14 protein-coding genes are annotated in these 16,773 nt (G+C 70.6%); 5 read left to right on the top strand and 9 right to left on the bottom strand.

Annotated elements, in window-relative coordinates:
• Positions 1 to 18: 18 nt before the first annotated feature.
• The 6 genes from ACZ601_RS19220 to ACZ601_RS19195 form a co-directional block, all read right to left on the bottom strand.
• A complete protein-coding gene (locus tag ACZ601_RS19220) occupies positions 19 to 567 on the bottom strand; it encodes a bacterial proteasome activator family protein (RefSeq protein WP_440576467.1) in 549 nt (182 codons plus the stop codon).
• A gap of 131 nt (positions 568 to 698) precedes the next feature.
• A complete protein-coding gene (locus ACZ601_RS19215) occupies positions 699 to 3,554 on the bottom strand; it encodes an FtsX-like permease family protein (protein ID WP_469539341.1) in 2,856 nt (951 codons plus the stop codon).
• Entirely contained in the window at positions 3,551 to 4,318 is a 768-nt protein-coding gene (locus ACZ601_RS19210; protein ID WP_440576465.1) for an ABC transporter ATP-binding protein, read from the bottom strand. Before ACZ601_RS19210 ends, ACZ601_RS19215 begins: the two co-directional genes overlap by 4 nt.
• Before the next feature lie 81 nt (positions 4,319 to 4,399).
• Complete coding sequence (locus tag ACZ601_RS19205) at positions 4,400 to 5,017, bottom strand: PadR family transcriptional regulator (protein WP_469539337.1); 618 nt, start codon at positions 5,015 to 5,017, stop codon at positions 4,400 to 4,402.
• Between the two features lie 82 nt (positions 5,018 to 5,099).
• A complete protein-coding gene (locus ACZ601_RS19200) occupies positions 5,100 to 5,582 on the bottom strand; it encodes a hypothetical protein (protein WP_469539334.1) in 483 nt (160 codons plus the stop codon).
• A 397-nt stretch (positions 5,583 to 5,979) separates the two neighbouring features.
• Entirely contained in the window at positions 5,980 to 7,626 is a 1,647-nt protein-coding gene (locus ACZ601_RS19195; protein WP_469539331.1) for a protein kinase domain-containing protein, read from the bottom strand.
• Positions 7,627 to 7,990: 364 nt separating this feature from the next.
• Between ACZ601_RS19195 and ACZ601_RS19190 the strand changes: the two genes are divergently transcribed.
• Entirely contained in the window at positions 7,991 to 9,652 is a 1,662-nt protein-coding gene (locus ACZ601_RS19190) for a protein kinase domain-containing protein (RefSeq protein ID WP_469539329.1), read from the top strand.
• A gap of 25 nt (positions 9,653 to 9,677) precedes the next feature.
• Here the strand turns inward: ACZ601_RS19190 and ACZ601_RS19185 are convergent, their stop codons facing one another.
• From ACZ601_RS19185 to ACZ601_RS19175, 3 genes are all read right to left on the bottom strand, one after another.
• Complete coding sequence (locus tag ACZ601_RS19185) at positions 9,678 to 10,679, bottom strand: phosphotransferase (protein WP_469539326.1); 1,002 nt, start codon at positions 10,677 to 10,679, stop codon at positions 9,678 to 9,680.
• A gap of 58 nt (positions 10,680 to 10,737) precedes the next feature.
• The gene (locus tag ACZ601_RS19180) at positions 10,738 to 11,175 is read right to left on the bottom strand and encodes a pyridoxamine 5'-phosphate oxidase family protein (RefSeq protein WP_440577573.1); all 438 of its coding nucleotides are present in this window, start codon (positions 11,173 to 11,175) and stop codon (positions 10,738 to 10,740) included.
• Between the two features lie 102 nt (positions 11,176 to 11,277).
• Positions 11,278 to 11,937, bottom strand: a complete 660-nt coding sequence (locus ACZ601_RS19175; RefSeq protein ID WP_440577572.1) for a response regulator — start codon at positions 11,935 to 11,937, stop codon at positions 11,278 to 11,280.
• 341 nt (positions 11,938 to 12,278) lie between these two features.
• Between ACZ601_RS19175 and pdhA the strand changes: the two genes are divergently transcribed.
• The 4 genes from pdhA to ACZ601_RS19155 all read left to right on the top strand — a co-directional run bounded on the left by pdhA (position 12,279) and on the right by ACZ601_RS19155 (position 16,765).
• Positions 12,279 to 13,442 carry a pyruvate dehydrogenase (acetyl-transferring) E1 component subunit alpha gene (gene pdhA, locus ACZ601_RS19170; protein ID WP_469539321.1) on the top strand — a complete coding sequence of 388 codons (1,164 nt, stop codon included), beginning with the start codon at positions 12,279 to 12,281 and terminating at the stop codon, positions 13,440 to 13,442.
• A 2-nt stretch (positions 13,443 to 13,444) separates the two neighbouring features.
• Complete coding sequence (locus ACZ601_RS19165) at positions 13,445 to 14,425, top strand: alpha-ketoacid dehydrogenase subunit beta (RefSeq protein WP_371777353.1); 981 nt, start codon at positions 13,445 to 13,447, stop codon at positions 14,423 to 14,425.
• Positions 14,426 to 14,435: 10 nt separating this feature from the next.
• Positions 14,436 to 15,872 (top strand): dihydrolipoamide acetyltransferase family protein, encoded by a 1,437-nt coding sequence (locus tag ACZ601_RS19160; RefSeq protein WP_469539316.1) that lies wholly within the window; start codon positions 14,436 to 14,438, stop codon positions 15,870 to 15,872.
• Positions 15,873 to 16,081: 209 nt separating this feature from the next.
• Positions 16,082 to 16,765, top strand: coding sequence for a DUF4232 domain-containing protein (locus tag ACZ601_RS19155; RefSeq protein WP_469539313.1), 684 nt, complete (start codon positions 16,082 to 16,084; stop codon positions 16,763 to 16,765).
• Positions 16,766 to 16,773 lie beyond the last annotated feature (8 nt).

Below are 16,773 nucleotides of genomic sequence, written 5' to 3'. Positions count from 1 at the left end.
ACGGATACGGGTACGGGGTTACAGGTACGGGCCGGAGCGGATCGCCCCGTTCGGGTCCCCGGCGCCTTCCTCCTCCTCGTGGACCGTGCCCGGGGGCAGGGCGCGGCGCATCGACTCCAGCTGTGCGCGGGCCGCCATCTGCTGGGCGAACAGTGCCGTCTGGATGCCGTGGAAGAGGCCCTCCAGCCAGCCCACCAACTGGGCCTGCGCGATCCGCAGTTCCGCCTCGGAGGGAACCGACTCCTCGGTGAACGGCAGTGAGAGCCGCTCCAGCTCCTCCACCAGCTCCGGCGCGAGGCCGTCCTCCAGCTCCTTGACCGAGCTGGCGTGGATCTCCTTGAGGCGGACGCGGCTGGCCTCGTCGAGAGGAGCCGCCCTGACCTCCTCCAGGAGCTGCTTGATCATGCTGCCGATGCGCATCACCTTCGCGGGCTGCTCGACCATCTCCGTCACCGGGATCTCGCGCGACTCGTCGTCAGTGCCACCGCCGCCGATCGCCATTCCGTCCTGTCCCACCACGAGGACTTGGGGGTGCTCCTGCGACCGTTCATTCCTCGGCATCTCCATGTCGTCCATTGTCTCGCACACCTGCGGTACAGCACTGTGGTGCCCCCGGAAACGTGAGATCCACCGTTTCCGAGGGCACCGGAACAATGCCGGAGCGACTGGTCAGCCCGCTGCCGGGGCCCGCCGGCCGGTCATCCCGCGCGCCGTGACAGCGTCAGCCGGGAGCGGGTGAACAGCGCCGCCAGCAGGCCGGCCAGCAGCGGAACGACCACGGCCAGCAAGCCGATGGTCACCCAGGGCACCACGATCGGGGTGTACGCGGACTCCATCGGGTCCTGCCGCATCGCCTCCAGCGCGTTGCGCAGGTCGATCAGGCGCAGCGCCACCGCGGGCACCAGCCCCGCGGCCGTCCCGAGCAGCACCCCGGTGAGCGCCACCACCAGGCACTGGAACCCGGAGAGCGTCCGCCGTACCCGCGGGGGCGCACCCACCGCGCTGAGCGTGGTGAGGTCGGCCTCCGCGTCCGCCTTGGACAGTCCGGTCGTGATCGCGGCCGCACCCACCGTCACCACCCCGGCGAACAGCGTCAGCACCAGCAGCATGATGTCCTCGCTGTTGCCGGGCTCCGTTCCGGTGCGCACGTAGACGTTCGCACCTGCCTGCTGGATCGCGGCATCCGTCCGCTGCGTCTCCGCGTCCGTCGGCGGGTGGGCGACGCTGTACACGCTGGCGTACGTGGCGGTGTGGAGGCCGAGCCGCTGTGCGGTCTTCTCCGGCATGATCATGCGGATTCCGGGTGTCTCGGCGTACTTCGCGTCCGTGACGTGGACCTTCAGCCGGTCCTTCGTCGTCCTGGCCGGGCCCGGGTGCAGGGTGAGGTTCTTCTTGTCCTTCTTGCTGTACTGGTGGACGGCCTTGAGCGTGACCTGCCCGTCCTTCGCGTACGCCCGGTTGAGCAGCACGGGGGTGCCCGCCTCCAGCGCCTTGGCGGCGGCCGGGTCGTCGAGCTTCACGTAGGCCTTCAGCAGCGACGCGTCACCGACGACGATGTTGCTCCCCCCGGCGTTGAACGCGTCCATGGTGTAGCGCTCGTCCACGCACTCGGGGGAGTGCATCATCTTGCGGTGCTCCTCGTCGCTCATCCGGAGGGCGAGCTCCTTGGCACCCGTGGTGTGGAGCGGGCAGGTGTGCCCCCTGCCGGTGGGCTTGACCAGTTCGAGCGAGCCGCAGGTGTCGTCGTCCTCGTAGTAGGTGTTGCAGTCGCTGCCGGCCCAGACCCGGGAGACTTCGGCGGGTTTGCCGATGGGGTTCATGTTCCGTTCCACGGCCGCGCGTGCCAGCGGAAGCTGCTCGGCGGACTTGGGGTCGTCGTCATAGGCGTACAGCGCGACCGACGTCGCGCTGAACATCGGCGTGTAGTCGTACTCCCCCTGGGCGTCCTTGCTGGACACGAACGTGGCGATGGCGACCGAGCCCGCGACCGCGGCCATGACCGCCGCGACCGCCGGGGCGGTCCTGCCCCGGTTGCGGGCCGCGTCACGCAGTGCCATCCGGGGCGAGAGCGGCAGCGCGCGGCCGAGCCGTCCGAGGAACCCGACGATCACCGGGATGCAGCACAGGAGCCCCAGCTCGGCGACCACCGAACCGGCGGCGACCTCGGTGGAGTTGCCGGTGGTGCCGCCCAGGATGGCGATCGCGACGCCGACGGCCAGGGCGCAGGCGCCCACGATCGGCAGGACCCGGGAGCTCCGCCGGATACCGCGGTGTCCGGTGAGCGACTCCAGTACGGACTGCCGGCCCGCCACGATCGCCGGGGCCAGCGCCGCCAGCACTCCGGTGATCATTCCGATCACGGCGATGGCCAGCAGTTCCGTCGGCTCCAGGGCGAGCGAGCCGAAGCGGTGTCCGGCCTGTTCCTCGATCAGCGGCCGGAACACCGCCGTGAGGATCAGTCCGGCCACCACCCCCACCACGGCTCCGGCACCGCCGAGCACCAGCCCGCCGGCGAGGACCACGGCCCGTACGTGCCGCCGGTCCCCGCCGCAGGTACCGAGGAGGCCGAGCTGACGGCGTGAGCGGCGCGCGCCGACGGCGAAGGCCGGTCCGGCGAGCAGCACGATCTCCAGGACCGCCATGGCGACGACCGTGATGAGGGCCGCGCTCAGCTCGGCGGAGGATTCGGGTGCCGTGTTGCTGCCGCGCTTCTTGATCAGCGGGACCTCGGAGTCCTGCGGCGGGTCGAGGACGACCTGGCGCGAGACGACGAGCGCGCCCTTCTTGTTGGCCGCCATGACGTCGGGCCAGGTGACTCCCGCTCCGCCGGCCGCCTTGACCAGCCAGGTCAGGTCGCCGGGATTGGGCGGCAGCACCTTCTTGTCGCGGGCGGCGTCGGCCTTCCACGGGGCGATGACCGCGCCCGGGTCCGCGTACAGGGCCTTGGCCGACAGGTTGTCCGGCTGCTCCACCGTGCCGGTGACGGTGTACTCGCGGTCCGGTCCGTGCACGGTGATGTGTGAGCCGATGTGCAGTCCGGCCGACTTCAGGAACGCCTCGGTGGCGGCCATCTCGCCGGTGCCCTTCGGGAACGCGCCGTCGACCAGGTCGAGCATGCCGCGCGCCATCGCGTCCGAGGTCCGGAACTCGACGATGTCGACGTCCGCGACGCCGTACCCGGTGGTGACGTTCGCGGGCACCGACTGGATGCTGACGGAGCGCGAACCCTTCGGGAACGCGGTCCGCAGGTCGATGGCGGGAATGCCCCCGTCCGGCTGCGGCTCTTCGCTGAGGGGGCCGTAGTCGTCCCCGTCGACCGACTGGTCCAACGGACCGGCCTGGGGGTCCTTGAACAGCGCGTCGGCCGAACCCAGCTGAGCCGCGAGCTTCTCGGTGGTGGTGTTGTCCACACTGCGGTACGTCACGTCCAGGGCGGTGACGCCGAGCACCGGTATCGCGATCATCGCGACCACCAGCGCGCTGCGCCCCTTGGCACGCATGGCGTCGCGCCGGGCTATCCGCAGGGCGGCACGCCACCCCGTGAAGACGCTCACTCGGTGCCCCCGGCGGCGAGCAGCGAGTCCGCGCCGACGCTCAGCGTCTGGTCGACGATCGAGCCGTCCCGCAGGAAGACGACCCGGTCCGCCCAGGCGGCGTAGCGCGGTTCGTGCGTCACCATCACCCCGGCCGCACCCTGGTCGCAGCGGTTGCGCAGCAGCGCGAGGACGGTCTCGCCGGTCTCGGAGTCGAGCGCCCCGGTCGGCTCGTCGGCGAGTACCAGACGCCGGTCCCCCACCAGTGCGCGGGCGATCGCGACGCGCTGTTGCTGGCCGCCGGACATCTCGTCGGGGAAGCGGTCACCGATCTCCAGGAGGTTCATCTCCTCCAGCGCGGCTCGGGCCTCCTTGCGTGCCTTGCGGACGGGGACACCGTCCAGCTCACGCGGCAGGGCGACGTTCTCCGCGGCGGTCAGGGCGGGGATCAGGTTGTAGTCCTGGAAGACGTAGCCGACGCTGCGGCGGCGCAGCGCGGCCACGCCCTTGCGGCCGAGCGAGGCGATGTCCTGGCCCTCGATGACGACCTGGCCCGCCGTGGCGGTGTCCAGGCCACCGGCGATGGTCAGCAGGGTGGACTTGCCCGAGCCGGACGGGCCCATCACGGCGACGAGTTCACCGGCGTGCACCGACAGGTTGATGCCGCGCAGCGCGTGCACCTCCGCGATGCCGGTGCCGTGGGTGCGGGTGAGCGAGCGGAGTTCGAGCACCGGCGCGTCCACCGACAGGGGCGGAGCGGTCGGGGACGGGGCGTGCAATGACATGACGGGTGGTTCCCCCTCGGAACGGAAAGGTTCTGTGGTCGGTGAGCCGGTCTCCGGTGGCGGGCGGCGGGCGGCCATGGCTCAGCGGCGGGTGCGGGCCTTGACGGTGCGGGCGGGGCGGGCGGGGCCGGGAGCGGGCGTGCTGGTCTCCGGCTCCGTGGCGGCGGCCTCTGCCAGCCGGACCAGCCGGGCCTCGCAGTGGTCCAGCCAGCGGGCCTCCGCCTCGGCCTGGAAGATCAGCTGTTCCAGTACGAGCAGCCAGGCGACCTCGTCGCGGTTGGCGGGCACATCGGTGAGGGCCTGCGCCTTGAGACGCGTGTAGTCCTGCATCGCCTTCACGGTGTGGTGGCGCTGGGACTGGATGACGGCCCTGATGTCCACGCCGGGTGCGCCGACGGCCATGGCGAGCTTGATGGCCAGCTCGTCGCGGGGCGGACTGCTCCGGTCCACGGGGGTCTCGAACCAGCTGCGCAGCTCGGTGCGCCCCTCGTCGCTGATCGAGTACAGGGAGTGCCCCTGGTCGTCCTCGCCGTCCTGGACGACCAGGCCGTCACGCTCCAGTCTGCTCAGTGTCGTGTACACCTGCCCGACGTTGAGCGGCCAGGTGGAGCCGGTGCGGGACTCGAATTCGGTGCGGAGCTGGGAGCCGTAACGCGGCCCCCGTTCCAGGAGGGCGAGTAGCCCGTGGCGGATCGACATACTGAGTATGTATACCGAGTATGTTGCTGAACGCAAGTCTGTGACCTGGTGCGAAGGGGGCGGATCGCCTCGGGTGTGGCGGTCAGTCGGCGCGGCGCATGCGCAGTGCGAGGAAGCCGAGACCCAGCCCGACCAGGCAGATTCCCACGCCGAGCGACATCTCCTTGACCTGTTGTACGGCCTGTCCGTCGAGGGCCTGCCGGGTGGTCCGGCCGACCCCGGGCGACGCGCTCGCGTCCGGGGTGGCGGCCGGTACGGCGGCGGGGTCCGTCGCGTCGGACCGGTTCTCCTCGGCCTCGATGGCGTCGTCCGCCCGTGCGATCTCCCGGGGCGTCAGCTGCCGCCCGGGGCGCTGCCGCCCCTCCCCGGCGGGCAGCCCGGCGAGCGGTGACTGTTCGTCGTCCGGCCGCGCCGATCCCGCGCTCGGTGAGGGTGATCCGGTGGCGTCGGACGGCTGGGGTGTGGAGGGGGGTGGCGGTGCGGGTGCGGCGGAGGATGCGCCGGGGCCCTGCGGGGCGGGCGTGGGCTCCGAGGGCGGCACGGTGGGCGTCGCGGACGGTGTCACGCCTGGCGACGAGCCCTGCGGCGGCCCGGAGGCGGACCCGGACGACGGCGCCGGCGACGGGCCGGCTGGTCCCGGCGACGTTCCGGCCGGTCCCGGCGCGCCGGAAGAAGAGCGCGCGGCCACGGAAGGTCCCGCCGCCCGTGCCTCCCCGCCCGTCATGGCACCCAGGGCCGCGGCCGCCGTCAGTGCGAGGCAGGCCGCGCGCCGTGAGGGCCGCGAGGGGGAGCGTCCTGAAGCCATGTGGCCAGCGTCACATGTGACGATATGTCCGGCATCTCAGGTGACGCGGACGGATGGCCCGACCCGGAATCGCCGTACCGAACCGGTCACACGAGGCCCGACCCGGAACCGGCCCACCGAAGCGGTCAACGAAGGACGCGACCAGGACAGGGACGTACTACGCCGGATCCCCGGTAGCGATACGGAGCTCGAAGTGGGCGCCGGTCTTGGGCACCGCGGTTCCGGCGGTGGGGAACTGGTCGACGACCTGGTCCTCCGCGTAGGCGTTACCCGGCACCTCGATCTTCTTGATCGTCCAGCCGGCCGCGTCCGCGCACTGCCGCGCGGAGATGATGTCCTTGTACAGGAAGCTCGGGGCGTCGACCTTGTTCGGGTCGTCGTTGTCCTCCATCGCGTCCGTGCACTTGTCGGTGTCCATCGTCCGGTTCCGCTCCGGACCCTTGTGATCGGCGGCCGGCTCCGACTGGTTCGTCGTGGGCTTGTCCTCGTCGCCGCCCTTCATCGAGAGCACCGTGATCAGTCCGCCGATCGCGATCAGCGCCACCACGATCGAGCCCACGATCACCGGAACGTTCCGCTTGGAACCACCGTTGGAACCGCCACCCGCGGGGGTGGTCGCCGTCTGCGGCGACACCGAGTACGGCGGAGGGGTCTGCTGCTGCATCGGCTGCATCGGCGCCTGGCTCTGGTACGCCGGGGCCGACTGGGGGTAGCCGTACGACGGCGCGGGCGTCGGCGTGCCGTAGGGGCCGGGCTGCTGCTGCGACTGGTACGGGCCGGGCTGGTACGGCGTCTGGACGTGCTGCGGGGCCGGGGCGGACTGGTCGACCGGCGGGAAGACGGCGGAACCGACGCCGGAGCCGCTGTTCGCCGGTGCGCCGGCGTCCCCGACGATCACCGGGGCGCCCGTCCGGCCGCCGGCGCTCAGCACCCGGTGGATCTCGTCCTGCATCGCGGCGGCGCTCGGGAAGCGCTCGTTCGGGTTCTTCTTCAGCGCGCGGGCGACGAGCGCGTCCATCGCCGGGGTGATCGACCGGTTGATGGTGGACGGCGCGACCGGCTCCTCCTGCACATGCGCGTACGCGATGGCCAGCGGGGAGTCGGCGTCGAACGGGATGCGGCCGGTCAGCAGCTGGAACAGCATGATGCCGACCGAGTACAGGTCGGAGCGCGCGTCCACCCCGCGGCCCAGGGCCTGTTCGGGGGAGAGGTACTGAGGGGTGCCGACGACCATGCCGGTCTGCGTCATCGACGTGACGCCCGACTGCATGGCGCGGGCGATGCCGAAGTCCATGACCTTCACGATGCCGCGCTTGGTCACCATGACATTGCCCGGCTTGATGTCGCGGTGGACCAGGCCCATTTCGTGGCTGGTGTCCAGGGCGGCCAGCACATCGGCCGTCACCTTGAGCGCCTTGTCGGCCGGCATCGCACCGTGACTGCGGATGTCCGCCTGGAGGACGGAGCCGAGCGGCTGCCCCTCGACGTACTCCATGACGATGTACGGCATCAGCGCGCCACCGAGCTCGTCCTCGCCGGTGTCGAAGACGGAGACGATGTTGGTGTGCTGGAGCTTCGCGACCGCCTGCGCCTCGCGCCGGAACCGCTCGCGGAAGGACTGCTCGCGGCCGAGTTCCGTATGAAGCGTCTTGATCGCGACCTGCCGGTCCAGCGCGGAGTCGTACGCCAGATATACGGACGCCATCCCGCCTTCGCCGAGCAGGTCACGCAGCTGGTAGCGGCCGCCGGCGACCGAACCGCCCGCGTAGCGGCCCTGGGCCCCTTGTGCGCCGTCCTGGCTCATGACTTGACTTCCCCCTCGGGCGCGTGACTCACGCGAAGATCCGTATTACGGGCCAAGTCTGCCCGAGGGGTACGACACGTCAAGCCAGGTGCCCGTTCCGTGACCCTACGCACAAGAAGCGTCTCGGAAGCGTTACAGGAACCGGATGTAACCGGAGGCAATTTGCGCGGGCGGCTTCCCAGCCGGTTGGATGGCCGGTCCCTCTCGAAATCGGTGTGTCCGACGAAGGCTGTAGCGTGACGTGGCAATGCGAGCGTGCGATGCGGACGTGGCAATGCAGCAGGGCAGTAGGGGCTTTTCGGACGAAAGGCCCCGGACACCGTGAGAACCGCGGACGCGCGGACAGATACGACGGCGAGGACTGATGGCACCCGAACCCGAAGCAAACGGCGGCGGAGTTCCGGATGGCACCGATTCCTGGGGCATCGGCGGTGTTGTCGGCGACGGACGTTACCGGCTGACCCACCGGCTCGGCCGAGGCGGTATGGCCGAGGTCTTCGCGGCCGAGGACGTCCGGCTCGGGCGCACGGTCGCGGTGAAGCTGCTGCGCTCCGATCTCGCGGAGGACCCGGTCTCCAAGGCCCGGTTCACGCGCGAGGCCCAGTCGGTCGCAGGGCTCAACCACCATGCGGTCGTGGCGGTGTACGACTCCGGCGAGGACACCGTGGGCGGGCAGACCGTCCCGTACATCGTGATGGAGATCGTCGAGGGTCACACCATCCGTGACCTGCTGCTCAACGCCGAGCCGCCGCCGCCGGAGCAGGCGCTGATCATTGTCTCCGGGGTGCTGGAGGCGCTCGCCTACTCGCACCAGCACGGCATCGTGCACCGGGACATCAAGCCCGCCAACGTGATCATCACGCACTCCGGTGCGGTCAAGGTGATGGACTTCGGCATCGCCCGCGCACTGCACGGCGCGCAGTCGACGATGACCCAGACCGGCATGGTCATGGGGACGCCGCAGTACCTCTCCCCCGAGCAGGCGCTCGGCAAGGCCGTCGACCACCGTTCCGACCTGTACGCCACCGGTTGTCTGCTGTACGAACTCCTCGCGCTGCGGCCCCCGTTCACGGGTGAGACGCCGCTCTCCGTCGTGTACCAGCACGTTCAGGACATTCCGGTCCCGCCCTCCGAGGTCTCCGGCGGGGTGCCCCCGGAGCTGGACGGGCTTGTCATGCGCTCGCTCGCGAAGGACCCGGACGACCGGTTCCAGAGCGCGGAGGAGATGCGCGGGCTCGTCCAGTACAGCCTGCAGATGCTCCAGGTCCAGGGCGGCCACACCGGCACCTGGAACACCGGACCGGTCGTGCTGAACGAGGGCGGCGCCACCCCGCCCCAGGGCATGACCGGCGCCACCCGCGCGATGGGACACCCGCAGCACGGGGACACCTCGCAGGGCCCGATCCTGCCGCCGATGAACCCGGACGACGGCGGGTACGGCGGCTACGACGGCAACGGCAGCCACCAGGCCGGCGGCGGCCGGGGCCGGGGCAAGCTGTGGCTGTTCGTCGTGCTGGCACTGATCGCGATCGGCGCGGGCGTCGCCATCGCGCTGAACGCGACGAAGAGCGACGGCGAGAAGCCCAAGAAGGACCCGACGCCGACATCCAGCTCCCCGTCGTCCCCGACGAAGAGTTCGTCCTCGCCTACCGACGAGCAGACCCAGGACACCGAGCAGCCCGGGAGCTCCTCCGGCGATCAGCAGGAGACGCCGCGCAGGCCCTCCTACACCCCGTCCACCACCCCAAGCAAAACGGACGAGCCCCCCAAGCCGCCGACCCCGTCCGAAACGGACTCGGGCACCACGACGGACGGCGGCGCGAGCACCGACACGGGCGGCACGACGACGGACGGCGGCAGCAACAACACGGGCGGCGACACCGGCAGCACGACCACCGACGGCGGCACCAACGGCGAGCAGGACGGCGGCACGACGCCGGCCGGTGGCGCGGCCGGCGAGCCGGGCGGCACGGCGGAGGGCGCCAGCACCGGCACCGCGGAGGGGCCGGTGGGCACCACCCCGTGAACGGCGCCCGCACGCCGTAGCACCCTCACCCCGTGAAGGCCTCGCACACCGCGTCGTACTCACGGGTCCACCACACCGCCAGGGCCGACACCGCGGGAAACTGCGGGTCGGCCCTCCGGTCGTTCAGGCAGTACCGCCAGCGCAGTATCCAGAAGTCGTTGAGCCGCTCCCACCACACCCGGTGCACCGCCGCGGCCAGTTCCGCGGCCCCGGCCCCGGCCGCCCGCCGGTAGGCGCGCGCGTAGGCCCGTACCTTCGCCAGCTCCAGCTCACCGGCCGGCTGGACGAAGAAGATCGCGGCGGCCCGTACCGCCTCCTCCGCCCGCGGCTGCACGCCGAGGCGGTCCCAGTCGAGGATCGCCACCGGATCCGCGCCCCGGTAGAGCACGTTCAGCGGGTGGAAGTCGCCGTGCACCCAGCCGGTCGCCGGGACCCCGGGCGTGGGTGGCCGGCGGTCCGCGTGCTGGTCCAGCAGGGTGCGCCGCTCCAGGAGCCGGTGCTCGGCCAGTTCGTCGAAGGAGTCCCGGGGCCGCCGGCCACGGGCGGCGGCCAGCAGCTCGTCGATCACCGCGAAGGTGTCGGCGGGATCAGGGCTGGCATGACCGGCCGGCCTGCCCGCACCCCCCGCAGCCCCCGCGCCCGCCTCCATCACCTGCTCAAGACCTGTGTGTACGGCTCCGAGGAGCGCCCCGAGCCGTACCGACTGGGCCACGGTGAGCTGGGCGCCGGCCCGGTGCAGCCCGTCGACCCAGGGGTGCAGGGCGTAGCAGCGGCCGCCGATCTCGGTGACGGTGCCGCCCTCGGCGTCCTTGATGGGCGGTGCGACGGGCACTCCGAGTGACTGGAGCCGCTGGGTGGCCCGGTGCTGGCGGACGATCGTGGCGCGGTCGCCGGTGGAATCGTCCAGGTGGTGCTTGAGGAAGTAGGAACCCCGGGTCGTGGAGACCCGGTATCCATGGTTGAGCAGTCCCTGGTCCAGCGGTTCGCAGGTGAGGGGCTCACCTGCGTGCGGGTAACGGCGGAGCACTTCGCGGACCGGGGGAACAGGCGTAAGGGTTACAGATGAGCGCGGCACCCGCCAGATGTTAGATCACGCTGTGTTGCAGGCTGTGACGAGTTGCGTGGAAGTCCAGAGTGTGCACCTTGACGAAATGCGGGTCGAGCCGGAGGAACGCCGGGGTGAAGGGCTCCCCGTTCACCTCGACGGGGGCGGGACCGAAGAGCTCGCGCTGGGCGCAGGTCGGCTCTACGGTCCGCGCGGGCCCGGTGAACTCCACGGACCACAGATCCCGGCTGCCGGCCGCGGCGGCCGCATTGAAGTTGTCCGCGCCGTACGCGACGACGGTGCCGTTGCAGGCGTCGTGGTAGCCGAGTCCGCCGTGCATCCGCAGGACCACCCGGCCGTCGATCACGACGTGGCGCGCCACCGTCAGGAAGGGAAGAGCACGCATGCTCGTCGCCAGTCGGCCGTAGGGGACCCGGCCGAGCAGGTCGATTGCGTGGAGTTCTTCCTCGGTGGACATGACCTCCACTGTGCGTGACCGCAACGTGAGTAGATAAGAGGCCGCAGCCCCCGGTGCCGGGGGACCAAAGTCCCGAATTCGGCTCCCCCGCCGACGTACGGCTCAGCGCTTCTCCGCCTGGAGCCGCGCCACATAGGCGGCGGCCTGCGAGCGGCGCTCCATACCGAGTTTGGAGAGCAGGCTGGAGACGTAATTCTTGATCGTCTTCTCCGCGAGATGCAGCCGCTCCCCGATCACCCGGTTGGTCAGCCCTTCACCGATCAGATCCAGGATCTTGCGTTCCTGGTCGGTCAGGCCCGCGAGTTTGTCGTCGCCGCGCCCATTCTTGCCGTCGCGCAGCCGCTCCAGGACCCGCGCGGTGGCCACCGGGTCGAGCAGCGACTTCCCGGCCGCCACGTCCCGTACGGCGGTCAGCAGCTCGTTGCCCCGGATCGCCTTGAGCACGTATCCGGAGGCGCCGGCCATGATCGCGTCGAAAAGTGCCTCGTCATCGGCGTACGAGGTCAGCATCAGGCAGTTGATGGACTCGTCCCGGGACCGGATCTCCCGGCAGACCTCCACCCCGCTGCCGTCCGGCAGCCGTACGTCGAGGACGGCGACATCGGGCCGGGTCGCGGGGATGCGGACCAGCGCGTCCTCCGCCGTACCGGCCTCTCCGACCACCTCGATATCGTCCTCCACCGAGAGCAGCTCATGAACTCCGCGGCGGACGACTTCATGGTCATCCAGCAGAAAAACCGTGATTTTTCCTTCTTTGCGCACAAACGCAGTCTCACACACTCCCCCCTTCCCTGCCGCTGTCCGGCGGGATAACGTGCCGTTGTTCCGGCAGCCTGCAAGGCTGTTACCAGTGCTGTGACCAGCGAGAGTTCCCGAATTCCTCGATTTACTTGGATATCCAAGCAAAATCGCAGGTCAGATAGGGTTTCGCAGTTACGCGAGGCACTGGGTAACGTGCCTGATAACAGGGCGCTCGCCGGGGCACCTGTCACGCCTGTTCCCGGACCGAGCGGCACCCCACCCCGTGCACGGGTACGGACACAGGCGAGCCGCACTGGTCTCCCGGCAGACCCCGGGGGCCGGACCGACGGAGGAGCACGCACGTGACCGTGGAGAGCACTGCTGCCGCGCGTAAACCGCGACGCAGCAGCAAGCGGACCAGCGCCGCGAAGACGCCCGCGAAGACACCGGGGACTTCCGGACCCGAGCTCGTACAGCTGCTGACGCCCGAGGGCGAGCGCGTCGAGCACCCGGACTACTCGATCGACCTGAGCGCGGACGAGCTGCGCGGCCTGTACCGGGACATGGTCCTCACCCGCCGCTTCGACGCGGAGGCCACCGCCCTCCAGCGCCAGGGCGAGCTGGGCCTGTGGGCCTCGCTGCTGGGCCAGGAGGCCGCCCAGATCGGCTCCGGCCGGGCCCTGCGCGACGACGACTACGTCTTCCCGACCTACCGCGAGCACGGTGTGGCCTGGTGCCGGGGCGTCGACCCGACCAATCTGCTCGGCATGTTCCGGGGTGTGAACCACGGCGGCTGGGACCCGAACACCAACAACTTCCACCTCTACACGATCGTCATCGGCTCGCAGACGCTGCACGCCACCGGCTACGCCATGGGCGTCGCCAAGGACGGCGCGGACTCGGCCGTGATCGCGTACTTCGGTGACGGCGCCTCCAGCCAGGGCGATGTGGCGGAGGCGTTCACCTTCTCGGCGGTCTACAACGCGCCGGTCGTGTTCTTCTGCCAGAACAACCAGTGGGCGATCTCGGAGCCGACCGAGAAGCAGACCCGGGTGCCGCTCTACCAGCGCGCCCAGGGCTTCGGCTTCCCCGGCGTCCGGGTCGACGGCAACGACGTACTGGCCTGCCTGGCGGTCACCCGCTCCGCCCTGGAGCGGGCCCGCCGCGGCGAGGGCCCCACCCTGGTGGAGGCCTTCACCTACCGGATGGGCGCGCACACCACCTCCGACGACCCGACGAAGTACCGGGCCGACGAGGAGCGCGCCTCCTGGGAGGCCAAGGACCCGATCCTGCGCCTGCGCACCTACCTGGGACACGAGGGCATCGCCGACGAGGCGTTCTTCACCGCCCTCGAAGAGGAGAGCGAGACCCTCGGCAAGCGGGTCCGCGAGGCGGTACGGTCCATGCCGCAACCGGACCGGATGGCGATCTTCGAGCACGCCTACGCCGACGGGAGCGCCCTCGTCGACGAGGAGCGCGCCCAGTTCGCCGCCTACCAGGCATCGTTCGCCGAGGAGGGCAAGTAGCCATGGCCATGGAAAAGATGTCCATCGCGAAGGCGCTCAACGAGTCGCTGCGCAAGGCCCTCGACACCGACCCCAAGGTCCTCATCATGGGTGAGGACGTCGGAAAGCTCGGCGGCGTCTTCCGGATCACCGACGGCCTCCAGAAGGACTTCGGCGAGGACCGCGTCATCGACACCCCGCTCGCGGAGTCCGGCATCGTCGGCACCGCGATCGGCCTGGCGCTGCGCGGCTACCGGCCGGTCGTGGAGATCCAGTTCGACGGCTTCGTCTTCCCCGCGTACGACCAGATCGTCACGCAGCTCGCGAAGATGCACGCCCGCTCGCTCGGCAAGATCAAGCTCCCGGTCGTCGTCCGGATTCCCTACGGCGGCGGCATCGGCGCGGTGGAGCACCACAGCGAATCGCCCGAGGCGCTGTTCGCGCACGTCGCGGGCTTGAAGGTGGTCTCCCCGTCCAACGCGTCCGACGCGTACTGGATGATGCAGCAGGCCGTCCAGAGCGACGATCCGATCATCTTCTTCGAGCCGAAGCGGCGCTACTGGGACAAGGGCGAGCTGGACACCGAGTCCATCCCCGGCCAGCTGCACCGCGCCGCCGTCGCCCGCACCGGCACGGACCTCACGCTCGTCGCGTACGGCCCGATGGTGAAGGTCTGCCTGGAGGCCGCCGCGGCCGCGCAGGAGGAGGGCAAGTCGGTCGAGGTCGTGGACCTGCGCTCGATGTCCCCGATCGACTTCGACGCCATCCAGACCTCGGTGGAGAAGACCCGCCGCCTGGTCGTGGTGCACGAGGCGCCGGTGTTCTACGGTTCCGGCGCGGAGATCGCCGCCCGCATCACGGAGCGGTGCTTCTACCACCTGGAGGCACCCGTGCTGCGGGTCGGCGGCTACCACGTGCCGTACCCGCCGGCCCGGCTTGAGGACGAGTACCTGCCGGGTCTTGACCGTGTGCTCGACGCCGTCGACCGCTCGCTGGCGTACTGAGGACTGGGGCGTGACAACGATGACCGAAACTACGAACGCCGCTCGCTTCCGTGAGTTCAAGATGCCCGACGTGGGCGAGGGACTGACCGAGGCCGAGATCCTCAAGTGGTTCGTCCAGCCCGGCGACACCGTCACCGACGGCCATGTCGTCTGCGAGGTCGAGACGGCGAAGGCGGCCGTCGAGCTGCCGATCCCGTTCGACGGAGTGGTGCACGAGCTGCGCTTCGGCGAGGGCACGACCGTGGACGTCGGCCAGGTGATCATCGTCGTGGACGTGGCACCGGGCAGCGGCGACGCGGCCCCGGAACCCGCTCCGGCTTCTGCTCCGGTTCAGGATGAACCGGAGCCCGAGGCGCCGAAGGGCCGCACCCCGGTCCTGGTCGGCTACGGCGTGGCCGAGTCCTCCACGAAGCGGCGCGCCCGCAAGGGCACGGAGACCGGACCGCCGGCCGCTGCGGCGACCGCGATCCAGGGCGAGATGAACGGGCACGGCACCGCCGCCGTGTCCGCTGTGCCCGAGACCCGGCCGCTCGCGAAGCCTCCGGTGCGCAAGCTGGCGAAGGACCTGGGCATCGACCTGGCGACGGTCAGCCCGACCGGCGAGGGCGGCGTCATCACCCGCGAGGACGTGCACGCGGCGGCGACCCCCGCCCCGGCCCCCGAGCCGGTGCGGGCGCAGCCGCAGATCCCGGCCCCGGCGGCGGCGGAGGACTCCCCGCCCCCCGCCGTGGTCGCCTCCATGGGTGCGCGCGAGACCCGTATCCCCGTCAAGGGCGTACGGAAGGCCATCGCGCAGGCGATGGTCGGCAGCGCGTTCTCGGCGCCGCACGTGACCGAGTTCGTGACGGTCGACGTGACGCGCACGATGAAGCTCGTCGCGGAGCTGAAGGAGGACAAGGAGATGGCCGGGGTGCGGGTCAATCCGCTCCTGATCATCGCCAAGGCCCTGCTGGTCGCGATCAAGCGCCACCCCGAGGTCAACGCGGCCTGGGACGAGGCGAACCAGGAGATCGTGCGGAAGCACTACGTGAACCTGGGCATCGCTGCGGCCACCCCGCGCGGACTGATCGTGCCGAACATCAAGGACGCGCACGAGCAGACGCTCCCGCAGCTGGCCGCGTCCCTGGGCGAGCTGGTCTCCACGGCCCGCGACGGCAAGACGTCCCCGGCGGCGATGGCGGGCGGCACGGTGACCATCACCAACGTCGGCGTCTTCGGCGTCGACACGGGCACGCCGATCCTCAACCCCGGCGAGTCCGCGATCCTCGCGGTCGGCGCGATCAAGCTCCAGCCGTGGGTCCACAAGGGCAAGGTGAAGCCCCGTCAGGTCACCACGCTGGCCCTCTCCTTCGACCACCGCCTGGTCGACGGCGAGCTCGGCTCGAAGGTGCTGGCGGACGTCGCCGCGATCCTGGAACAGCCGAAACGGCTGATCACCTGGGCGTAGCCGCCCCTGTGGTACGTGTGTGAGGTGGGCCCGCGCGAGGTGTTGCGCGGGCCCATTTCCGTTTCCCGCGTTGTAACAGCCATGTATTAGCCCGTGAACGGGCGGAACGGCTGAGTCCCTCCGGACGGTCCTCTTGATCAGAAGCGCTCGCTGGTACCGACCCGTACCGAGTGGGCCGGTACTGACCAACCGATTCTGAGGACGGAACCATGCGCGCTCGTAAGCTCACCTTCGCAGCCCTGGCGCTCGCCGCGGGTCTCTCGCTCACGGCCTGCCAGAACGACGACGACGCCGCGGGCCAGGCCGACCCGTCGTCCGGCTCGTCCGCCTCCGCCGCCTCCTCCTCGGGTGGTGGCTCGGATTCCGGTGGCACGGACGAGTCCGGTGGCAAGGATTCACCCGCCCCGGACTCCGCCGCCTCGGACTCCGCAGCCCCGGACTCCGCCGGCGGGAGCGGAAGCGGCTCCAAGGGTGGTAAGTGCACCACCGACGGGCTGAAGATCACGGCGCTGGACACCTTCATCGACGGCGACCGCGACGGCAGCATCGCGGTGGCGCTGACGAACACCAGCGGCGCGGACTGCGTGATCTCCGGGTTCGTTGGCGTCGACCTGAAGACCAACGCGGGGACGATCTCCGCCACGCGCAAGGGTGACCCCGGCGACCCGTACACCCTCAAGAACGGCAAGGAGATCGACTCCAACGTCAACTACCCGCTCAACAAGACGGGTGGCTCCGGCGTCCGCATCACGGGTCTTGTGGTGACCCCGCCGAACGAGACGAAGTCGGTCACCCTCGACTGGCCGGGCAGGAGCTCGCTGCCCGCAGGAGACGGCAGCGACGGTGGCAAGGTGCTGGTCGGCCCGATCGGCAGCGCCGGCCAGGGCGGCTGATCAGGTAC

This window comes from Streptomyces sp. NPDC104307 (genome assembly GCF_055584045.1).
This window is presented reverse-complemented; position numbering and strand designations above follow the sequence as displayed.

Bases quoted from the DNA above. Each gene is read 5' to 3' on its own strand.
- ACZ601_RS19220 (WP_440576467.1), bottom strand. From the start codon at position 567: ATGGAGATGCCGAGGAATGAACGGTCGCAGGAGCACCCCCAAGTCCTC.
- ACZ601_RS19210 (WP_440576465.1), bottom strand. From the start codon at position 4,318: ATGTCATTGCACGCCCCGTCCCCGACCGCTCCGCCCCTGTCGGTGGAC.
- ACZ601_RS19205 (WP_469539337.1), bottom strand. From the start codon at position 5,017: ATGTCGATCCGCCACGGGCTACTCGCCCTCCTGGAACGGGGGCCGCGT.
- ACZ601_RS19195 (WP_469539331.1), bottom strand. From the start codon at position 7,626: ATGAGCCAGGACGGCGCACAAGGGGCCCAGGGCCGCTACGCGGGCGGT.
- ACZ601_RS19190 (WP_469539329.1), top strand. From the start codon at position 7,991: ATGGCACCCGAACCCGAAGCAAACGGCGGCGGAGTTCCGGATGGCACC.
- ACZ601_RS19180 (WP_440577573.1), bottom strand. From the start codon at position 11,175: ATGTCCACCGAGGAAGAACTCCACGCAATCGACCTGCTCGGCCGGGTC.
- ACZ601_RS19165 (WP_371777353.1), top strand. From the start codon at position 13,445: ATGGCCATGGAAAAGATGTCCATCGCGAAGGCGCTCAACGAGTCGCTG.
- ACZ601_RS19155 (WP_469539313.1), top strand. From the start codon at position 16,082: ATGCGCGCTCGTAAGCTCACCTTCGCAGCCCTGGCGCTCGCCGCGGGT.